Annotated in this window: 13 protein-coding genes; 4 read left to right on the top strand and 9 right to left on the bottom strand. The window is 41.6% G+C overall.

Going from position 1 to position 18,207, the window contains the following annotated elements; translation table 11 throughout:
• Positions 1-259: 259 nt before the first annotated feature.
• Both gltB and CFY87_RS02715 read left to right on the top strand, forming a co-directional pair.
• Positions 260-4,726: a glutamate synthase large subunit gene (gene gltB, locus CFY87_RS02720; RefSeq protein ID WP_094945766.1), complete on the top strand. Its 4,467-nt coding sequence runs from the start codon at positions 260-262 to the stop codon at positions 4,724-4,726.
• A gap of 98 nt (positions 4,727-4,824) precedes the next feature.
• Positions 4,825-6,252, top strand: a complete 1,428-nt coding sequence (locus CFY87_RS02715) for an FAD-dependent oxidoreductase (protein ID WP_094945765.1) — start codon at positions 4,825-4,827, stop codon at positions 6,250-6,252.
• A gap of 123 nt (positions 6,253-6,375) precedes the next feature.
• Here CFY87_RS02715 and CFY87_RS12405 read toward each other — a convergent pair whose 3' ends face one another.
• The 7 genes from CFY87_RS12405 to glnA all read right to left on the bottom strand — a co-directional run bounded on the left by CFY87_RS12405 (position 6,376) and on the right by glnA (position 13,331).
• Positions 6,376-6,507 (bottom strand): 2Fe-2S iron-sulfur cluster-binding protein, encoded by a 132-nt coding sequence (locus CFY87_RS12405; RefSeq protein WP_272896434.1) that lies wholly within the window; start codon positions 6,505-6,507, stop codon positions 6,376-6,378.
• A gap of 121 nt (positions 6,508-6,628) precedes the next feature.
• A complete protein-coding gene (asnB, locus tag CFY87_RS02705) occupies positions 6,629-8,209 on the bottom strand; it encodes an asparagine synthase B (RefSeq protein WP_094945764.1) in 1,581 nt (526 codons plus the stop codon).
• Between the two features lie 28 nt (positions 8,210-8,237).
• A complete protein-coding gene (locus tag CFY87_RS02700; RefSeq protein WP_094945763.1) occupies positions 8,238-9,032 on the bottom strand; it encodes a metal ABC transporter permease in 795 nt (264 codons plus the stop codon).
• Positions 9,025-9,879: a metal ABC transporter permease gene (locus CFY87_RS02695; RefSeq protein WP_094945762.1), complete on the bottom strand. Its 855-nt coding sequence runs from the start codon at positions 9,877-9,879 to the stop codon at positions 9,025-9,027. The genes CFY87_RS02700 and CFY87_RS02695 overlap by 8 nt, the downstream gene beginning before the upstream one ends.
• A gap of 24 nt (positions 9,880-9,903) precedes the next feature.
• A complete protein-coding gene (locus tag CFY87_RS02690) occupies positions 9,904-10,791 on the bottom strand; it encodes an ATP-binding cassette domain-containing protein (protein ID WP_094945761.1) in 888 nt (295 codons plus the stop codon).
• On the bottom strand, positions 10,791-11,672 hold the full coding sequence (locus CFY87_RS02685; RefSeq protein ID WP_094945760.1) for a metal ABC transporter substrate-binding protein: 882 nt from the start codon (positions 11,670-11,672) through the stop codon (positions 10,791-10,793). Before CFY87_RS02685 ends, CFY87_RS02690 begins: the two co-directional genes overlap by 1 nt.
• Before the next feature lie 243 nt (positions 11,673-11,915).
• Positions 11,916-13,331, bottom strand: coding sequence for a glutamate--ammonia ligase (gene glnA / locus CFY87_RS02680; protein WP_094945759.1), 1,416 nt, complete (start codon positions 13,329-13,331; stop codon positions 11,916-11,918).
• A gap of 359 nt (positions 13,332-13,690) precedes the next feature.
• Between glnA and typA the strand changes: the two genes are divergently transcribed.
• Positions 13,691-15,541 carry a translational GTPase TypA gene (typA, locus tag CFY87_RS02675; RefSeq protein WP_094945758.1) on the top strand — a complete coding sequence of 617 codons (1,851 nt, stop codon included), beginning with the start codon at positions 13,691-13,693 and terminating at the stop codon, positions 15,539-15,541.
• 417 nt (positions 15,542-15,958) lie between these two features.
• On the opposite strand, the gene CFY87_RS02670 is transcribed toward typA, so the two are convergent.
• Complete coding sequence (locus CFY87_RS02670) at positions 15,959-16,657, bottom strand: ribonuclease T2 family protein (RefSeq protein ID WP_094945757.1); 699 nt, start codon at positions 16,655-16,657, stop codon at positions 15,959-15,961.
• A gap of 72 nt (positions 16,658-16,729) precedes the next feature.
• Here CFY87_RS02670 and CFY87_RS02665 point away from each other — a divergent pair, with 72 nt between their 5' ends.
• Entirely contained in the window at positions 16,730-16,990 is a 261-nt protein-coding gene (locus CFY87_RS02665) for a YfhL family 4Fe-4S dicluster ferredoxin (protein WP_094945756.1), read from the top strand.
• A 41-nt stretch (positions 16,991-17,031) separates the two neighbouring features.
• Here CFY87_RS02665 and CFY87_RS02660 read toward each other — a convergent pair whose 3' ends face one another.
• Entirely contained in the window at positions 17,032-18,090 is a 1,059-nt protein-coding gene (locus tag CFY87_RS02660) for a TrmH family RNA methyltransferase (protein ID WP_094945878.1), read from the bottom strand.
• Positions 18,091-18,207: the final 117 nt, after the last annotated feature.

Genomic DNA, 18,207 nt, shown 5'->3' with positions numbered 1-18,207 from the left:
AAAAAAGTAAAGAGAGCTTATCAGTCAGATAGTTATCAGACTTTTTTGTGCAGACAAGGAATTTATTTTGAAAAAATTTATTTAATTGTTAACTTATTGGATTTTATTCAATTAATTGACTTGATTTTAAAATATTTCTCCTGTTATATTGCATAAATGTAATTTATATTTAAACTCATGATTATGTGATAACTCTCAATATCCTTAAAATCCTTAAATTTATAACACAACATTAAAATTATTATAGGAAGTGATTACTATGGAAAAACTTTATGATCGTTCTTTTGAACGAGAAAACTGTGGATTTGGTTTGATTGCCAACCTTGATGGTGTACAAAGCCATAAAGTGGTTCGTAATGGGATCTTAGGGCTTTCCCGTATGCAGCATCGCGGGGCGATTTTAGCAGATGGGAAAACCGGTGACGGTTGCGGATTATCCTTACAAATGCCGGAGGGCTTTTTTCGTGCAATTGCGGCGGAAAGCGGATTTTCATTAGCAAAAATCTTTGGTGTAGGGCAGATTTTTTTACCGCGTGATGAAAAATTAGCGCAAGAATATATCGAAATTATCAACGAAGAATTAACCTATGAAACCTTAGGCGTTCCGGCTTGGCGTGATGTGCCGACCAATCCGACGGTGTTAGGTTCGATCGCGTTGGCAGATATGCCGACGATTAAACAAGTGTTTATTAATGCACCGAGCGGCTGGCGAGTGCAGGATTTGCAACGCCGTTTATTTGTCGCGCGTCGTCGTATTGAAAAACGCATTGAGCATCCGGATTTTTATATTTGTAGTTTTTCAAATCAGACGATTGTGTACAAAGGGCTTTGTATGCCGAAAGATTTGCCGAAATTTTATTTGGATTTGGCAGATTTACGGATGCAAACCGCAATTTGTTTATTCCATCAACGTTTCTCAACGAATACGCAACCGCGCTGGAAATTAGCGCAACCGTTCCGTTATTTGGCGCATAATGGCGAAATTAATACCATTTCCGGTAACCGCGCTTGGGCAAAGGCACGTGGCTATAAATATCGTACGCCGTTAATTCCGGATTTACAAAGTGCGGCGCCTTTTGTGAATGAAACCGGTTCAGATTCCAGTTCATTGGATAATATGTTGGAGCTTTTTGTTAGCGGTGGGATGGATTTATTCCGCGCTATGCGTTTATTGGTTCCACCGGCATGGCAACAAAACCCGGACATGGACGACGATTTACGCGCCTTCTATGATTTTAACTCTATGCATATGGAGCCTTGGGACGGTCCTGCAGGGATCGTGTTAACGGATGGGCGTTATGCGGCTTGTAATCTTGACCGTAACGGATTACGCCCGGCGCGTTATGTGATCACTGAAGATCGCCTCATTACCATTGCTTCTGAAGTAGGTATTTGGAATTATGCGCCGGATGAAGTGGTTGAAAAAGGACGCGTCGGACCGGGACAATTATTGGTTATTGATACTAAAAAAGGCAAATTGTTACATTCCGACGAAATCGATAATGAAGTCAAAGCACGTCATCCATATCGCGAATGGTTAAATAAACACGTTCAACGCTTAATTCCGTTTGAGCAATTGCCGGAAAACGAAGTAGGCGAAACGACTATGGATGAAAGCGCGTTGAAAGTGTATCAAAAACAATTTTTATATGATAACGAAGAATTAGAAAGCATCATTCGGGTCTTGGGCGAAAACGGTCAGGAGCCGGTTGGCTCCATGGGAGACGATACACCTTTTGCGGTACTTAGCGAACGTCCGCGCTTATTATTCGATTATTTCCGTCAATATTTTGCGCAGGTTACCAACCCGCCAATTGACCCGTTACGTGAAGCACACGTAATGACCTTGGCAACCAGTATCGGACGCGAAATGAGCGTTTTCTTTGAAGCGGAAGGGATGTCCAGCCGAGTGAACTTTAAATCACCGATTTTGGTTTATTCCGATATGCAACAAATTTTACGCCTCCCGGAAGAACACTACAAAAATACTATACTTGACGCGACTTATAATCCAAATGAGCAAGATTTAAAACAGGCGATCGAGCAGTTATGTGAGCAGGCAAAGCAGGCGGTATGGGAAAATGCAGTATTGTTGATCATTTCCGATCGCAATATTAACAAAGAACGTCAACCGATTCCGAGTGCGTTAGCGGTCGGAGCATTACAAAATTGCTTAGTTGATGCTAATTTACGTTGTGATACCAATATTATCGTGCAAACTGCGGAAGCGCGTAATCCACACCATTTCGCGGTTCTTTTAGGCTTAGGGGCAACAGCAATTTATCCTTATTTGGCATATGAAACCTTGGCGCACATGGTGCAATCCGGTGCCATCAATAAACCGTTACGCGTAGTGATTGGCAACTTTCGCAATGGGATTAACAAAGGGCTGTACAAAATTATGTCCAAAATGGGGATTTCTTGTATTTCCTCCTATCGCTGCGCCCGCCTATTTGAAGTGGTCGGTTTAAGCTCAGAAATCACCGCACTTTGCTTCCCAGGGATTATCAACCGAATTGAAGGGGCAAGTTTTGCTGATTTACATCAACAACTCAATAGCGCTCGTAAACGGGCATGGCGTCCAAGTCAAGATTTAGAGATGGGTGGTTATCTCAAATATAAACCGCAAGGCGAATACCATGCATATAATCCGGAAGTGGTGAACCGTTTACAAGCAGCAGTAAACAGTGGCGATTATGCCGGCTATCGCGCGTTTCGTGATGCGGTTAATCAACGTCCGATTACAACGATTCGCGATATGTTGCGCCTAAAAGTGGAAGATGGAAAAGCTATCAATATTGAACGAGTGGAACCGGCGGAACATCTGTATAAACGTTTTGACAGTGCAGCAATGTCCATAGGAGCATTAAGTCCGGAAGCCCATGAGGCCTTAGCGGTTGCCATGAACCGTTTAGGAGGTTATTCCAACTCCGGCGAGGGTGGCGAAGATCCGAAACGTTACGGAACAGAAAAAGTCTCAAAAATTAAACAAGTGGCCTCCGGTCGTTTTGGTGTGACACCGGCGTATTTAATGAGTGCGGAAGTGATCCAAATTAAAGTTGCACAAGGAGCGAAACCGGGTGAAGGCGGTCAGCTACCGGGTGACAAAGTCACTCCGTATATTGCGCAATTACGCTATGCTGTGCCGGGATCGACCTTAATTTCGCCACCGCCGCATCATGATATTTATTCTATCGAAGATTTAGCACAATTGATTTTCGACTTAAAACAAGTTAATCCGAAAGCCTTAATCTCGGTAAAATTAGTATCCTTACCCGGTGTTGGTACTATCGCCACCGGTGTTGCCAAAGCCTATGCCGATTTAATTACTATTGCCGGTTATGATGGCGGTACGGGTGCCAGCCCGTTGAGCAGCGTGAAATATTGTGGCTCACCATGGGAATTAGGGCTTGCTGAAGCACAACAAGCGCTGGTGGAAAATAACTTGCGTCATAAAGTGCGCTTGCAAGTGGATGGCGGTTTAAAAACCGGCTTGGATATTGTTAAAGCGGCAATTTTAGGGGCGGAAAGTTTTGGTTTCGGTACCGCGCCAATGGTGGCATTAGGTTGTCGTTATTTGCGGATTTGTCATCTAAACAATTGTGCGACCGGTATCGCCACCCAAGACGATACCTTGCGCAATAAGCATTATCACGGATTGCCGGAAAAAGCGATGAATTACTTCAAATTTATTGCCCAAGATGTGCGCGAAATTCTTGCGCAACTCGGCGTGGAAAAATTGACGGACTTAATCGGGCGTACGGAATTATTGGAAATTATTGAAGGAGAAACCGGCAGACAACGTGGCTTGGATTTAAGTAAATTGCTTTATTCGCCAAAAGTGCCGGATGGAAGCAGTCGTTATTGCACTCAATCCAACCCAACGTTTGATCAAGGTTTATTAAACAAAAATATTGTCGCCCAAGCGCAAAATGCCTTTGAAAGCGGACTGTGCAGCAGCATGGATTTAGAGATTACAAACGTGGATCGTTCGGTGGGGGCAACTTTATCCGGTTTAGTGGCGGCACGTTATGGTAATCGCGGCAATTCGTTGCAAGAATTTAATATTAACTTAACCGGTACCGCCGGACAAAGTTTAGGCGTATGGTTAGCCGGCGGGGTGAATTTAACCTTAACCGGGGATGCTAACGACTATGTGGGTAAAGGCATGGCAGGTGGTCGCATTGTGATCAAACCGCATAATGGCGTCGCCTTCAAAGCAGAAGATGCCGCTATTGCAGGGAATACCTGTTTATATGGTGCGACCGGTGGAGAATTGTTTGCCTCCGGACGCGCAGGTGAACGTTTTGCGGTACGTAACTCAGGCGCGATTGCAGTGGTTGAAGGTATCGGCGATAACGGTTGTGAATACATGACCGGCGGGGTTGTGACGGTGTTAGGCAAAACCGGGATCAACTTCGGTGCCGGTATGACCGGTGGGTTTGCTTACGTTTTAGACGTGGACGGTAAATTTGCCGGACGTTTAAATCCGGAGTTGGTAGAGGGTTTATCAATCAATGAGTTACCGACGCATCAGGAGCATTTACGGGGCTTAATTTCTCGTCACGTTGAATTAACCCATAGTGCAATCGGAGAACGTATTTTGGCAAATTGGGATAGCTATGTGGCACGTTTTGTGCTGGTGAAACCAAAAGCTAATGATGTGAATGCGTTATTAGGGCATAAACGTCGTACAGTTACCGAATTGGGTGAAGTGATTCAATAAGACATCAATCGAGAGCGAAAAGTGCGGTGTTTTTTTTCGAAATTTTGGCAAAATTGACCGCACTTTCATAGCGCAAAAACTGGAGAAGGAATAATAAAATGAGCCGTGATAATGTTTACCAATTTATTGATTTACCTCGTGTTGCCCCCTCAAAAATTCCATTGAGCAGTCGTAAAACCGAGTTTATTGAAATTTATCAAATATTTAGTGATGCCCAAGCGGAATCACAATCAGATCGTTGTTTGGAATGTGGTAATCCATATTGTCAGCATAAATGCCCATTGCACAACAATATTCCAAACTGGCTACGTTTGGCAACAGAAGATCGTATTATTGATGCGGTAGAATTGGCGCACCGTACCAACAGTTTGCCGGAAGTATGTGGTCGGGTTTGTCCGCAAGATCGTTTGTGTGAAGGATCTTGTACGCTGAATTCGGAATTTGGCGCGGTGACGATTGGCAGCGTTGAACGCTATATTACCGAAAAAGCCTTTGAACTGGGCTGGAAACCGGATTTATCCGGTGTGGTGAAGACCGGCAAAAAGGTCGCTGTTGTCGGTGCGGGACCGGCGGGATTAGGTTGTGCTGATGTGTTAATTCGCAACGGTGTAGACGTGGTCGTGTATGAGCGCCAACAAGAAATTGGCGGCTTGCTCACCTTTGGTATTCCATCCTTTAAATTGGAAAAAGAGGTGATGATCCGTCGTCGCCAAGTGTTCAATGAAATGGGCATTGAGTTCAAATTGGGCGTGGAAATCGGCAAGGATATTTCTCTTGGCGATTTGGTGGCGCAATATGATGCGGTGTTCCTCGGCGTGGGAACTTATCAGGGTATGAAAGCCGGTATCCCGAATGAAGAAGCGCAAGGCGTCTATTCGGCATTACCGTTTCTAATCGGCAATACGCAGTATTTGCTCGGTTTGGAGGCGCCGGATTATGTGTCTATGGCGGGCAAACGCGTTGTCGTGTTGGGCGGCGGTGATACCGCAATGGATTGCGTGCGGACATCCATTCGTCAAGGTGCGGCGGAGGTGACCTGTGTATACCGTCGTGATGCCGCTAATATGCCTGGCAGCCGCAAAGAATATAACAACGCGAGAGAAGAAGGCGTGGACTTTTTCTTTAATGCGCAACCCGTGCAAATTGAAGCGGATCCGGTGGCAATACAAACCGATGGCGCGGGCAATGTGACGGGGATTAAAATTGTTCGCACGGAATTAGGCGAGGCGGATGCGCAAGGTCGTCGTCAAGCGCAAATTATTGCGGGCAGTGAAGAAGTGATCTCGTGTGACGCGGTAATTGTGGCATTCGGCTTTGCACCGCATGCTCTGCCTTGGTTGGAGGATATTGGCGTGACCACCGATAATCGTGGACGCATTATGGCAGGCGGCGAGTTAAAACAACAAACTGCCAATCCAAAAGTGTTCGCCGGTGGCGATATTACCCGCGGTTCCGATTTGGTGGTCACTGCGATTGCGGAAGGACGTGATGCGGCACAAGGCATTATGGAATATTTAGAAGTTTAAACTTAAACGATAACGAAAAGTGCGGCTATTTTTTTGCGAAAATCAGTAAAAATTGACCGCACTTTTTTAGGATTAATGAGATTGATCCGGCAATAAATCCACGCTGATGTCGCCCTTTCATTGTCAGTTACAAGCAAGGACGTAGCACTCAGCGATTTCTTGTTCAGTTAAACCAACTTGACCGGTGGTTTCATAGTCGCCACTGATTACTTTGGTTTTGCAAGAACCGCAACTTCCGCTGCGATAAGCGGCAATAATGGACTGTTTGTTTTCTTCATGAGGAATAAAAGAGCGGTCGATTTTTCACTCATTTTTGTTAACGTACATTTAAGTAAAAACAGTTACCGAAATTTTCGGTAACTGTTGAGATGAGAGATTATTTGCCGCTATCACCATAGTTGCCGAGGACGCGGGCGCTTGGGTCGTTGACGTTGCAACCTTGCCATTCTTTATTTGGCATCCAGAAATCTTTGATCCAGTGTGCTTGACCCGGGTAGAATTTTTCAAAGATGTCACGGTAAAGCAAGGATTCTTTGGTAAATGGTGTGCCATATGGATATTTATTTTTGGCATCCGCTAAATCGCTATCCGAATATTGTGCTTCAGCAAATGCTTTCAGATAATCCACCATTGAATGTCCTACCGCATCACTAAACGCCGCTTTTTCACGATATAAAATACTATCCGGTAAATAGTTTAATCCTTCAAAGGCTTTACGTAGCAAATATTTCCCTTTGTTATACACATTCATTTTGCGTTCCGGGTTGATGCTCATGGCGTAATCCACGAAATCGATATCGCTGAATGGAACGCGTGCTTCTAAAGAATGTGCGGCAAGGCAACGATCAGCGCGTAATACGTCGTACATATAAAGTTCACGAATACGTTTCTGTGCTTCTTTTTGGAATTCGGCGGCGTTCGGTGCGAAGTCGGTATATTTGTAACCGAAAATCTCGTCACTTACTTCCCCTGTGAGTAAGACTTTTAAATCCGTATGTTGACGAATATATTTGCACACTAAATACATCCCGATACTGGCGCGCACGGTAGTTATATCCCAAGTTTCCAAATGCCAAATGACTTTTTCCACGGCGTCAAGTATATCGTCTTTGGTCATGATCACTTCAGTATGTTCCGTGCCTAAAAAATCAGCCACTTCTTTGGCGTATTTGAGATCAATTGGATCAGTATCCATACCGATTGCAAAGGTTTTAATTGGTTTATCCAACTGTTTTTGTGCAATGGCACAAACTAAAGAGGAATCCAAACCGCCGCTTAATAAGAAGCCGAGCGGCGCATCAGCACTTAAGCGTTTAATGACGCCGTCTTCTAATTTGCGGCGTAAATGCCGAGCGATAGTATCAACATCTTGTTCGACTACTATTTTTGGATCCGCCAAATCGTTGTAGCAAATAAATTTGCCATCAGCATAATAATGTCCCGGCGGGAATGGCATAATGTCGCGACAAAATGGCACTAAGGCTTTGGCTTCAGAAGCAAATGCAATACCGCCGGTTTGTTTATCATAACCATAAAACATGGGGCGAATACCCATTGGATCCCGTCCGGCATAAATTTGTCCGGTTTTGCTATCCATTAAAACTAACGCAAATTCCGCGTCCAGCATCTTCATCATGATCTCAATGCCCATGCGTTCATAAAGGGGAATAAGAACTTCACAATCGCTACCGGAATGGAATGTGTAACCATTTTCCAGCAAGGTTCTCAGTTGTTGATAGTTATAAATTTCGCCATTACATACCAGTTGTACGCCACAATGTTGGAATGGCTGGTTGCCTTTGTCGCTCAAGTCCATAATTGATAGGCGATGAAATCCCCAAGTACAACCATACTCGGTGGTAAGACTTTGATGATCAGGACCACGATGAGTTAGACTATTAAATCCTCGATTGAAGTCATCTGATGGTAAAGATGATGAAAAAACAAATCCGCACATAATATTTTCCTAAAAGCACATAAAATTATTAATTTTTTTTTTTTTTTGCTTGTAATAAAATGATTGTAGCACCGGGTGCCGAATCTAAATGATAACTTAAAATTACACCGAAAATGCTACAGAACACCGATACGCAAATGGCAATTACCAGCATTTTATCAAAGCTTTTGGTTAATATATAAGCAATAATTCCCGGTGAAATAAGCATTGCAACAACCAAGATTACGCCAACTACTTGCATTGCAGTGATAATTGTTAATGCCAGTAATGTTAACAGTCCATAATGCAATAATTTAGGCGATAAGCCTGCGACTCTGGTATGGCTGGGATCGAAACAATATAGTAAAAAATCCCGTCGTTTTAATAAAATAATTGCAAAAATAATGGCTGAAACAATTGCAGTTTGAATGAGTTCTAATGCACTTATACCGAGTAAGTTACCAAACAGAATGTGGGAAAGATGTTGATCCGTTTTTACTTTGGTAAACAAAACCAGCCCCAAAGCAAACATACCGGAGAATACAATTCCCATTGCGGTATCTTCTTTAATTCGACTATTTTCTTTTAAATACCCGATACTTAATGTACAGGTCACACCGGCGCAAAATGCACCAAATAACAATGGCAGTCCGAGTAAATAAGCAAGAATAATTCCCGGTAAAACCGCATGAGATACCGCATCCCCCATCAATGCCCAACCTTTCAATACTAAATAACAGGATAATACTGCACAAATTAATGCAACAATCAGGGCAGTCAATAACGCATTTTGCATAAACGGATACGCTATCGGTTCTAAAAACCAAGCAACAAAGCTATCCATTAGTCTCCTCCCTGTGTATTTTGCGTCTTGTCAACAAACCATATTTAGGTGAAAAACAGAATGACATTAGGAATAACAGTGTTTGTAAACAAACAATAACTCCTCCGGTTGCTCCGTCAAGGAAATAGCTTAGATAGACTCCGATACCGCTAGTGAGTGTCCCCAGACACACAGCGATTTTTACCAATACGCTGAAACGATCCGTTAACAAATAGGCTGTAGCCCCGGGTGTAACCACCATTGCAATTACCAAAATTGCTCCGACTGTTTGAAGTGCCGCGACAACACAAGCACTGAGTAAAGTGAAAAAAAGAACTTTATAGCGGTTAATGGACAATCCCACAGAAGTGGCATGGATTTCATCAAAGAAAACTAATACCAAATCTTTCCAAAAGATCAGTAATAAGCCCAGACAAACACAAATAATACAGGCTACTTGCATAATATCTTCATCCGCAATACCTAATATGTTGCCTAAAATAATTTCTTGTACATTGACTGCCGTCGGGTTAATCGAAATAATAAATAATCCGAGCGCAAAAAATGTCGTAAAAATAAAACCGATGATGGCATCTTCACGTAATTTTGTGATAGATTTTATCCAAATAATAGAAAGTGCGGCTAAAATTCCGGAAAAAAATGCGCCGAAAGAATATGGCAAAGCCAGAGAATAGGCAATTGCCACTCCGGGTACGACGGAATGGGATAAGGCATCACCGATTAGTGACCAACCTTTCAACATCAAATATGCAGATAAAAAAGCACAAATTCCGCCTACTGCCGCACTGACTATTATTGCTTTTACCATGTACTCATAGCTAAAAGGCTCTAACAACATTGCTACCATAATAATTTCCTAAACAGCGCCTTTTTACTTTTTACTCAATGTTGGTTTACTCATTGGTGCCGGAGGATCATCTTTAGTTTGACCATAAAACACAGCAGGTAATTCATCGTCAGCTAATACAGTCACAGAACGCTCATCCGCATCATTATGTAAATCACTACCTAACAACTTAATATGGCGCAATACACCGCCAAAGACTAACTCTAAATTTTTTTGCGTAAATGTCGTTGGTGTCGTGCCTGATGCCAATACTGTTCGATTAATCATGACAACTTGATCACAGTAATCCGGTATAGAACCTAAATTATGGGTCGAAACTAAAATTAAATAGCCTTCACTACGTAATTTTGTCAATAGACTCATGATTGCATTTTCTGTTTGTACGTCTACTCCGGTAAAAGGTTCATCTAAGAGAATAATTCTGCTTTGTTGTGCTAATGTACGAGCTAGGAATACTCTTTTTTTCTGTCCTCCGGAAAGTTCACCTATTTGACGGTCAGCTAAATGCTCAATACCAACACGCTGCATTGCCTGTAATACTTGTTCCTTATCTGACGTCTTAGGTCTACGCAAAAAATTCATATATCCATAACGCCCCATCATGACAACATCATAAACAGAAACAGGAAACTGCCAATCGACTTCTTCTGTTTGAGGAACGTAGGAAACTAAATTTTGTTTTAAGGCTTGCCGGATAGGTAAACCACAGAGGTGGATGTTTCCCTGCTGTGGTTTAAGTAATCCCATTAGGCTCTTAAATAATGTTGATTTTCCGCTCCCGTTTACTCCGACCAATGCACAAGTAGTTCCTCCTTGTAAACTAAAAGAAACATCATAAATCGCTTTATGCCCGTTATTGTATCTAACGGTAACATTTTGTACATCAATTGATACGGGAATCGGAGAGTGCATTATTTTTCAAATCCTTTAACAATAGTAGTAACAGTTGTTTTTAATAAATCAATATAAGTTGGAACCGGGCCATCAGCAGCTGATAATGAATCAACATAGAGCACACCACCATATTTTGCTCCGCTTTCTTTTGCTACTTGTTGAGCCGGTTTAGGTGAAATAGTGCTTTCACTAAAGACCACCGGAACATTATTCTTCCGTACTAAATCAATCAATTTGCGAACTTGCTGCGGTGTACCTTGTTGCTCCGCATTAATTGGCCATAAATAAATTTCTTTAAATCCATAGTCATGAGCCAAATAGCTGAATGCACCTTCACTTGTTGCTAACCAACGTTGATTTTCAGGCACTTGCATAAGTTTTTCACGCAAAGGTTTATCCAGTTCTTTAATTTTTTCCGCATAAGCACTGGCATTTTTTTGGTAAATATCTGCATTTTTCGGATCATATTTGATAAATGCTTGCTTAATGTTCTCAATATAGATTAAGGCATTAGACGCCGACATCCATGCATGAGGATTAGGCATACCTTGATACGGACCTTCAGAAATAGAAATAGGTTTTATCCCCTCTGTTACTACAACCGAAGGAACATTCTTATTTATATTCTGGAAAAAACGCTCAAACCAACGTTCCAAATTTAATCCATTCCACAAAATTAAATCAGCCGACTGCGCTTTAGCAATGTCTTTAGGAGTTGGCTCATAATCATGAATTTCCGCTCCCGGTTTAGTAATCGACTCAACGACGGCTGCATCACCTGCAACATTTTGTGCAATGTCTTGAATGACAGTAAAAGTGGTAATCACCTTAAATTTAGCATAGCCGGGTAGACTGAATAGTGTTCCAAGCATCAAACTAATTGCAATAAGTAAACGCATAAATTCTCCTCGTGTTATTGACTATAAATGCAGACATATCTTATATTAACTGATAATGATTATCAATAATTATTTTTTGCTAATTTAATCATCAGATCTGCAAAAATCGAAGAAATATTGAAGCAAGTAAATTAAATTATTAGCCGATTAATTTGCCAACATTACTGATTTAGTATAAAACAATAGGCGACCTATGTAGCCGCCTATATTAAGTTTATAACTATATTATTCCTATTCAATCAACTATGCATAATACATTTCAAATTCAACCGGATGTGGTGTCATGTTTAGACGTTCTACCTCTTTACGTTTCATTTCAATAAAGACGTCAATAAAGTCTTTTGTGAATACGCCGCCTTGGGTTAGGAATTCATAATCTTTTTCAAGATTATCTAAGGCTTCACCTAAAGAGCTTGATACTGCCGGAATTTCTTTTAATTCTTCCGGCGGCAAATCGTATAAGTTTTTATCCATTGCATCACCCGGGTGAATTTTGTTGAGCACACCATCTAAACCTGCCATCAACAACGCGGAGAATGCTAAATATGGGTTCGCCAGCGGATCCGGGAAGCGTGCTTCAATACGGATAGCTTTCGGGCTGGTAACTGCCGGAATACGAATTGACGCAGAACGGTTACTTGCAGAATAAGCCAATAATACCGGCGCTTCAAATCCCGGTACTAAACGTTTGTATGAGTTGGTGGACGGGTTGGTAAACGCATTTAAGGCTTTTGCGTGTTTAATAATACCGCCGATATAATAAAGCGCGGTTTCAGAAAGACCAGCATATTTATCTCCTTGGAAAATATTTTTTCCGTCTTTGCTTAACGACATATTACAGTGCATACCGGAACCGTTATCGCCGGTGATCGGTTTTGGCATAAAGCACGCTGTTTTACCATGTTCCGCGGCTACATTTTGCACCACGTATTTATAAATTTGAGTTTCATCCGCCTTTAAGGTTAAAGAATTAAAGCGAGTTGCAATCTCATTTTGTCCGGCAGTCGCTACTTCATGGTGGTGTGCTTCAATGACCAAGCCCATTTCTTCTAAAATTAAGCACATTTCAGAACGAATGTCGTGAGCGCTATCGTTTGGTGCCACCGCGCAATAACCGCCTTTTTTCAACGGACGATAAGCATTGTTACCGCCTTCGTATTGTTTATTGGTATTCCACGCCGCTTCAATATCGTCAATAACATAAGAGTTACCATTCATAGAAATATCGAAACGTACATCGTCAAACAAGAAGAATTCCGGTTCCGGTCCAAAGAACACATTGTCTGCCACGCCGGTTGAACGCATATAGCTCTCTGCGCGCATCGCAATTGAGCGAGGATCGCGATCATAACTTTGCATGGTACTCGGCTCATAAACACTACAGCGAATGGAAAGCGTTGGAATTTGCGCAAACGGATCGACCACAGCGGTTTCCGCGATTGGCATTAACAACATATCTGCTTTATTAATCGCTTTCCAACCTTCTACGGAAGAACCGTCGAACATTTTACCATCTTCAAATAGATCTTCATCAATTTGACTCACCGGAATGGAAACGCCATGTTCTTTACCTTTAATATTTGTAAAACGAAGAAGTACGAATTTAATATTGTTTTCTTCAATTAACTTAAATACGTTTGCAACAGCCGTATTTGGCATAATAAACCTCTCAGAGTTAAAAACAGTTACGTGTAAGATTTTGATGTTGTGCATTATTATAAATCACAGAACTCAAAATAACATATCATTTACAAAAAACAAGTATTTTTTCTAAAATATTTAATAAAAACTTTTAATTTTGCATTTATTAACTAATAAATGAGATAAAAATTATATTTCATTTAGATTTAATCTGTTTTGGACAATTAAAATTGAAAATTATCTGATTTCCGCTAGATTTCCTTACGATTATTTAATAGCTCATTTTTGTAAAAAGTTGTATAATCCACGACCTTTCGTATTTTCGGTGCAAAGTGCGGTTATAATTTTTTACTTTTTATAGCTTAAGAATTTCTCAAATGACAAACAAAATTGATATTAACAAATTGCGCAATATCGCAATTATTGCTCACGTTGACCACGGTAAAACCACCCTTGTTGACAAATTATTGCAACAATCCGGCACATTGGGTGAAACACGCGGAGACGTTGACGAACGTATAATGGATTCTAACGACTTGGAAAAAGAACGTGGTATCACAATTTTAGCCAAAAATACTGCGATTAACTGGAACGATTATCGTATTAACATTGTAGATACTCCGGGACACGCGGATTTTGGTGGCGAAGTGGAACGCGTGTTATCCATGGTGGATTCCGTATTATTGATCGTTGATGCTTTCGACGGTCCAATGCCGCAAACCCGTTTCGTGACACAAAAAGCTTTCTCTCACGGTTTAAAACCGATTGTAGTAATCAATAAAGTGGATAGACCGGGCGCGAGACCGGATTGGGTTGTAGATCAAGTATTTGATTTATTTGTAAATTTAGGTGCAACTGACGAACAATTAGATTTCCCGATTATCTATGCTTCCGCGTTAAATGGGGTTGCAGGTTCAGATCACGAAGATTTAGCACCGGATATGACGCCATTATTTGAAGCGATCGTTAAACACGTTGCGCCGCCGGAAGTTCACTTAGATGAACCGTTCCAAATGCAAATTTCTCAATTGGATTACAACAACTATGTCGGTGTTATCGGCATTGGGCGTATTAAACGCGGTTCCGTGAAACCGAATCAAGCGGTTACCTTAATCGGGTCGGATGGAAAAACTCGTAACGGACGTATTGGTCAAGTGTTGGGACATCTTGGCTTACAACGTTATGAAGCACAAGAAGCTTTTGCCGGCGACATTATTGCGATTACCGGTTTGGGTGATTTAAATATTTCCGATACGATTTGCGACATTAACAATGTAGAAGCCTTACCGGCATTAAGTGTTGATGAGCCGACGGTGACCATGTTCTTCTGCGTCAATACCTCGCCATTCTGTGGTAAAGAAGGAAAATATGTCACCTCACGCCAAATCTTGGAACGTTTGAAAAAAGAATTGATTCACAACGTGGCATTGCGCGTGGAAGAAACCGAAGATCCGGATGCGTTTCGTGTTTCCGGTCGTGGCGAATTGCATTTATCTGTATTAATTGAAAATATGCGTCGTGAAGGTTACGAATTAGCGGTTTCTCGTCCAAAAGTCATTTTTAAACAAATCGATGGCCGTAAACAAGAGCCATTCGAGCAAGTGACCATTGATATTGAAGAACAACATCAAGGCGCGGTAATGGAAGCGTTGGGCATTCGTAAAGGCGAAGTGAAAGACATGATTCCGGACGGAAAGGGGCGTACACGTTTAGAATACGTGATCCCAAGCCGCGGTTTGATTGGTTTCCGTAATGAATTTATGACCATGACCTCCGGTACCGGTTTATTATATTCCAGCTTTAGCCATTATGATGATATCAAACCGGGCGAAATTGGTCAGCGTAAAAACGGGGTTTTAATATCCAATGCGACCGGTAAAGCATTAGCATATGCGTTATGGGGCTTGCAAGAACGCGGTAAATTGATGATTGAGCATGGGCTGGAAGTGTACGAGGGGCAAATTATCGGTATTCACAGCCGCTCAAATGATTTAACGGTTAACTGTTTACAAGGTAAAAAATTAACCAATATGCGCGCTTCCGGCAAAGATGATGCCATTCAGTTGACTACACCGGTGAAATTCTCGCTGGAGCAAGCGATTGAATTTATTGATGATGACGAATTAGTTGAAGTTACCCCAACATCAATTCGCATCCGCAAAAAATTGCTGACAGAAAATGATCGTAAACGTGCCAACCGCACCACGACAAGCACCAGCACACATTAGTTTATCGTAAAATGATAAATTGTCAGGTAAAAACACTCTACAGAAAGTTGCAAAAGAAAAATCTAAGGACTTTGCTCTATAAATAGGAAATCCCAAAAAACGTAATTAATTTTAACGTTTTTTGGATTCAGCAACGACCGTAGGGAAGCGGTAGTTATTTGACTAAAACAGATAACCCATTTTTCCATGATGATTATATTGGTTATATCCGTTGTTTTAGCGTCGTTTTTATAAGCTGAAAATTCCAACAGCCCGGCGAATTTTTACCATTTTTAAGATAAAAATCAATCAATTGTTGTTTGAAAAGCTTGGTTGTATTTAGTCATAAAAAAAACCACATCTTAATTAGTCGGTTGTTTAGTTTCCCCTTTTTTAAAGGGAGGGTAAATCGCCCTTGATGTGCTTTTTTCTTCAAAATTAATAACCAATACGACTGCGCGGACAATCAATCACACGCCAATCCAAACCGTAACAAATAAATAATTCATTGCGATTAGCGCCTAAAAAGGCATGTTCTAACTGCGGATTATTATTACGAATCCAACGAAATAATTCATTACGCGTATCTAATTCATAATCCGGCAAAATCAACGATTTAAATAACTCACGCCCTTTTTCAAAATAACTTCTAGCATCCGGAAACGCGCAAGCTCCATGTTTTTCCCATTCACCTTGTAACAAATAGGCGCTAGGGCTATCCGGTAAAAATTCCTCAATCAACTCTTGATCCACGCGCGGCAAATCGCCTTGACAAAAACGCGGGTGATCAGAAACGCGACGTGCTTGCTGATTTTGTGGCCATAAACCATGAATGACCCAACCAAAATTTTGCGTATTACCGCATTGCAATTCCAACGAATCCGGTAATTTATCGCCATAACGCCGACGTTGTACATCACAAAATGCCGGCGACCAAGATAACACCAAGGTATAATAATGAAACTTTGCTGAGGCATTCTGTCCAATCGGATCGTTTTTCATAATATAATCATAGTTACGATCCACTGTCACCCAAACCGCTTCTTTCCGTTTCGCAAAAAAATACCAGCCTGCCAATAAAAACATAAAAAAGACAATCACAAAAAGCGATAATTGAATGATTTGTTTTTGCTTCATAAAATTCCTATTTAATTTTTATCTTGAATTCTTTATAATCTCGCACTTTCCATTTATTTCATAAGGATCGTCATGGCACTTTTAATCACGGACAAATGCACCAATTGCGATATGTGCTTAGCCGAATGCCCCAACGAAGCTATCTCCATAGGCGAGGAAATTTATGTCATCGATCCGAATTTATGCACTGAATGTGTCGGTCACTACGACAAACCGACCTGCCAAAAAGTCTGCCCGATCACTCACTGTATCAAAACCGATCCCGATCATATCGAAACCGAGGATCAACTCTGGGAACGCTTTGTGTTGCTTCATCACGCCGATCAACTTTAACCATTCCCGGTGGCATAAAACGCACATTTTTGACCGCACTTTTATGATGGCATCGTCCATTTTGCCAATACAACACCACAGGCAACCGCGACATTCAAACCGTGTTTCAGCGGGTTGGCATAAGAAAGATTAGCAACAACGTCGTTATCTTGCACAAGATTATCATCCGGCACATCACTTAACACAAAAACCACCTTGTTTTCCAACCGCACTTTAGCAAAGTCTGTCGCTTGCTTATTATTGGTCAAATGTACAATTTGATAACCGGCTTGACGCAATTGTTGCAACGCGGTTGGAATGGTATTGATTTGCAATGGACGAATATATTCCATGCCGCCTTCCGCCACGCGCATTGCCACCGCTGAATTTAAACGCTCGCCATCCTCAACAATCACGCCTTTCACACCATAATAAGCACAGGTACGTACAATACCGCCGATATTGTAGGTATTATGAATTTTGTTAAGTAAGACCAAACAATCTGCATTACGCGGAATATCCAAATAGCCGGAAAGCGTAAACGGACGAGATTTTTTCACTAACATACAAATCCCGCCATGATGTTCAGAACCGCTAACTAAGGCTAATTCTTGCGTATCCACCACATGATAAACTTTTTTATTCGCCGCCAAATAACGGAACAAATCGCCCACGCAATGCGCCATTTCTACCGTCGTCCAAACCCGCACAATGCTTTCCGGACGTTGCGCAAACAACGCCAAACAGGCATTTTCGCCATATACTTTCATTTCTTCTAGACGGTTTTTCTTGATTTTTTCCGGCGCTCGCGGTGATAACGGTCCGGTTTTCTTTGCGCGTACCGCATCATTTTCCGAACGTTTCACCACCACTTTCACTTGCCCTCGACCGCCGGCGTTTTCCATTGTACATTCTGTCACCGTGCGCACGGAAGGCGTTAGCGCTTTTTTCTCAAACGGACGTCCTGCGCGTTTATCTTGCTTAAAATGGGCTTTTTCATCTCGTTTATAGCGCTCAAAGTGCGGTCGATTTTGCGACATTTTTTCACCGACCACACGCTCACTAAAACGGGAAGATTGATTTGCGTGTTGGAAAGTTGTTTTTTTTGTATTCATATTTATTTGCCAATAAGTCGTAAAAGGGATAAAGTGAGCGAAAAATGACCGCACTTTATGGAGTTTTTTAAGCATTATAACGAAAAAATACCTTTTTTCTACCAAGTTCACAACTAAATATTG

Origin of the sequence: Actinobacillus seminis, assembly GCF_002263215.1 — a bacterium.
Lineage (GTDB): Bacteria > Pseudomonadota > Gammaproteobacteria > Enterobacterales > Pasteurellaceae > Actinobacillus_B > Actinobacillus_B seminis.
The sequence above is the reverse complement of the archived record's forward strand: the minus strand, read 5'-3'. Positions and strand labels throughout refer to the sequence as shown.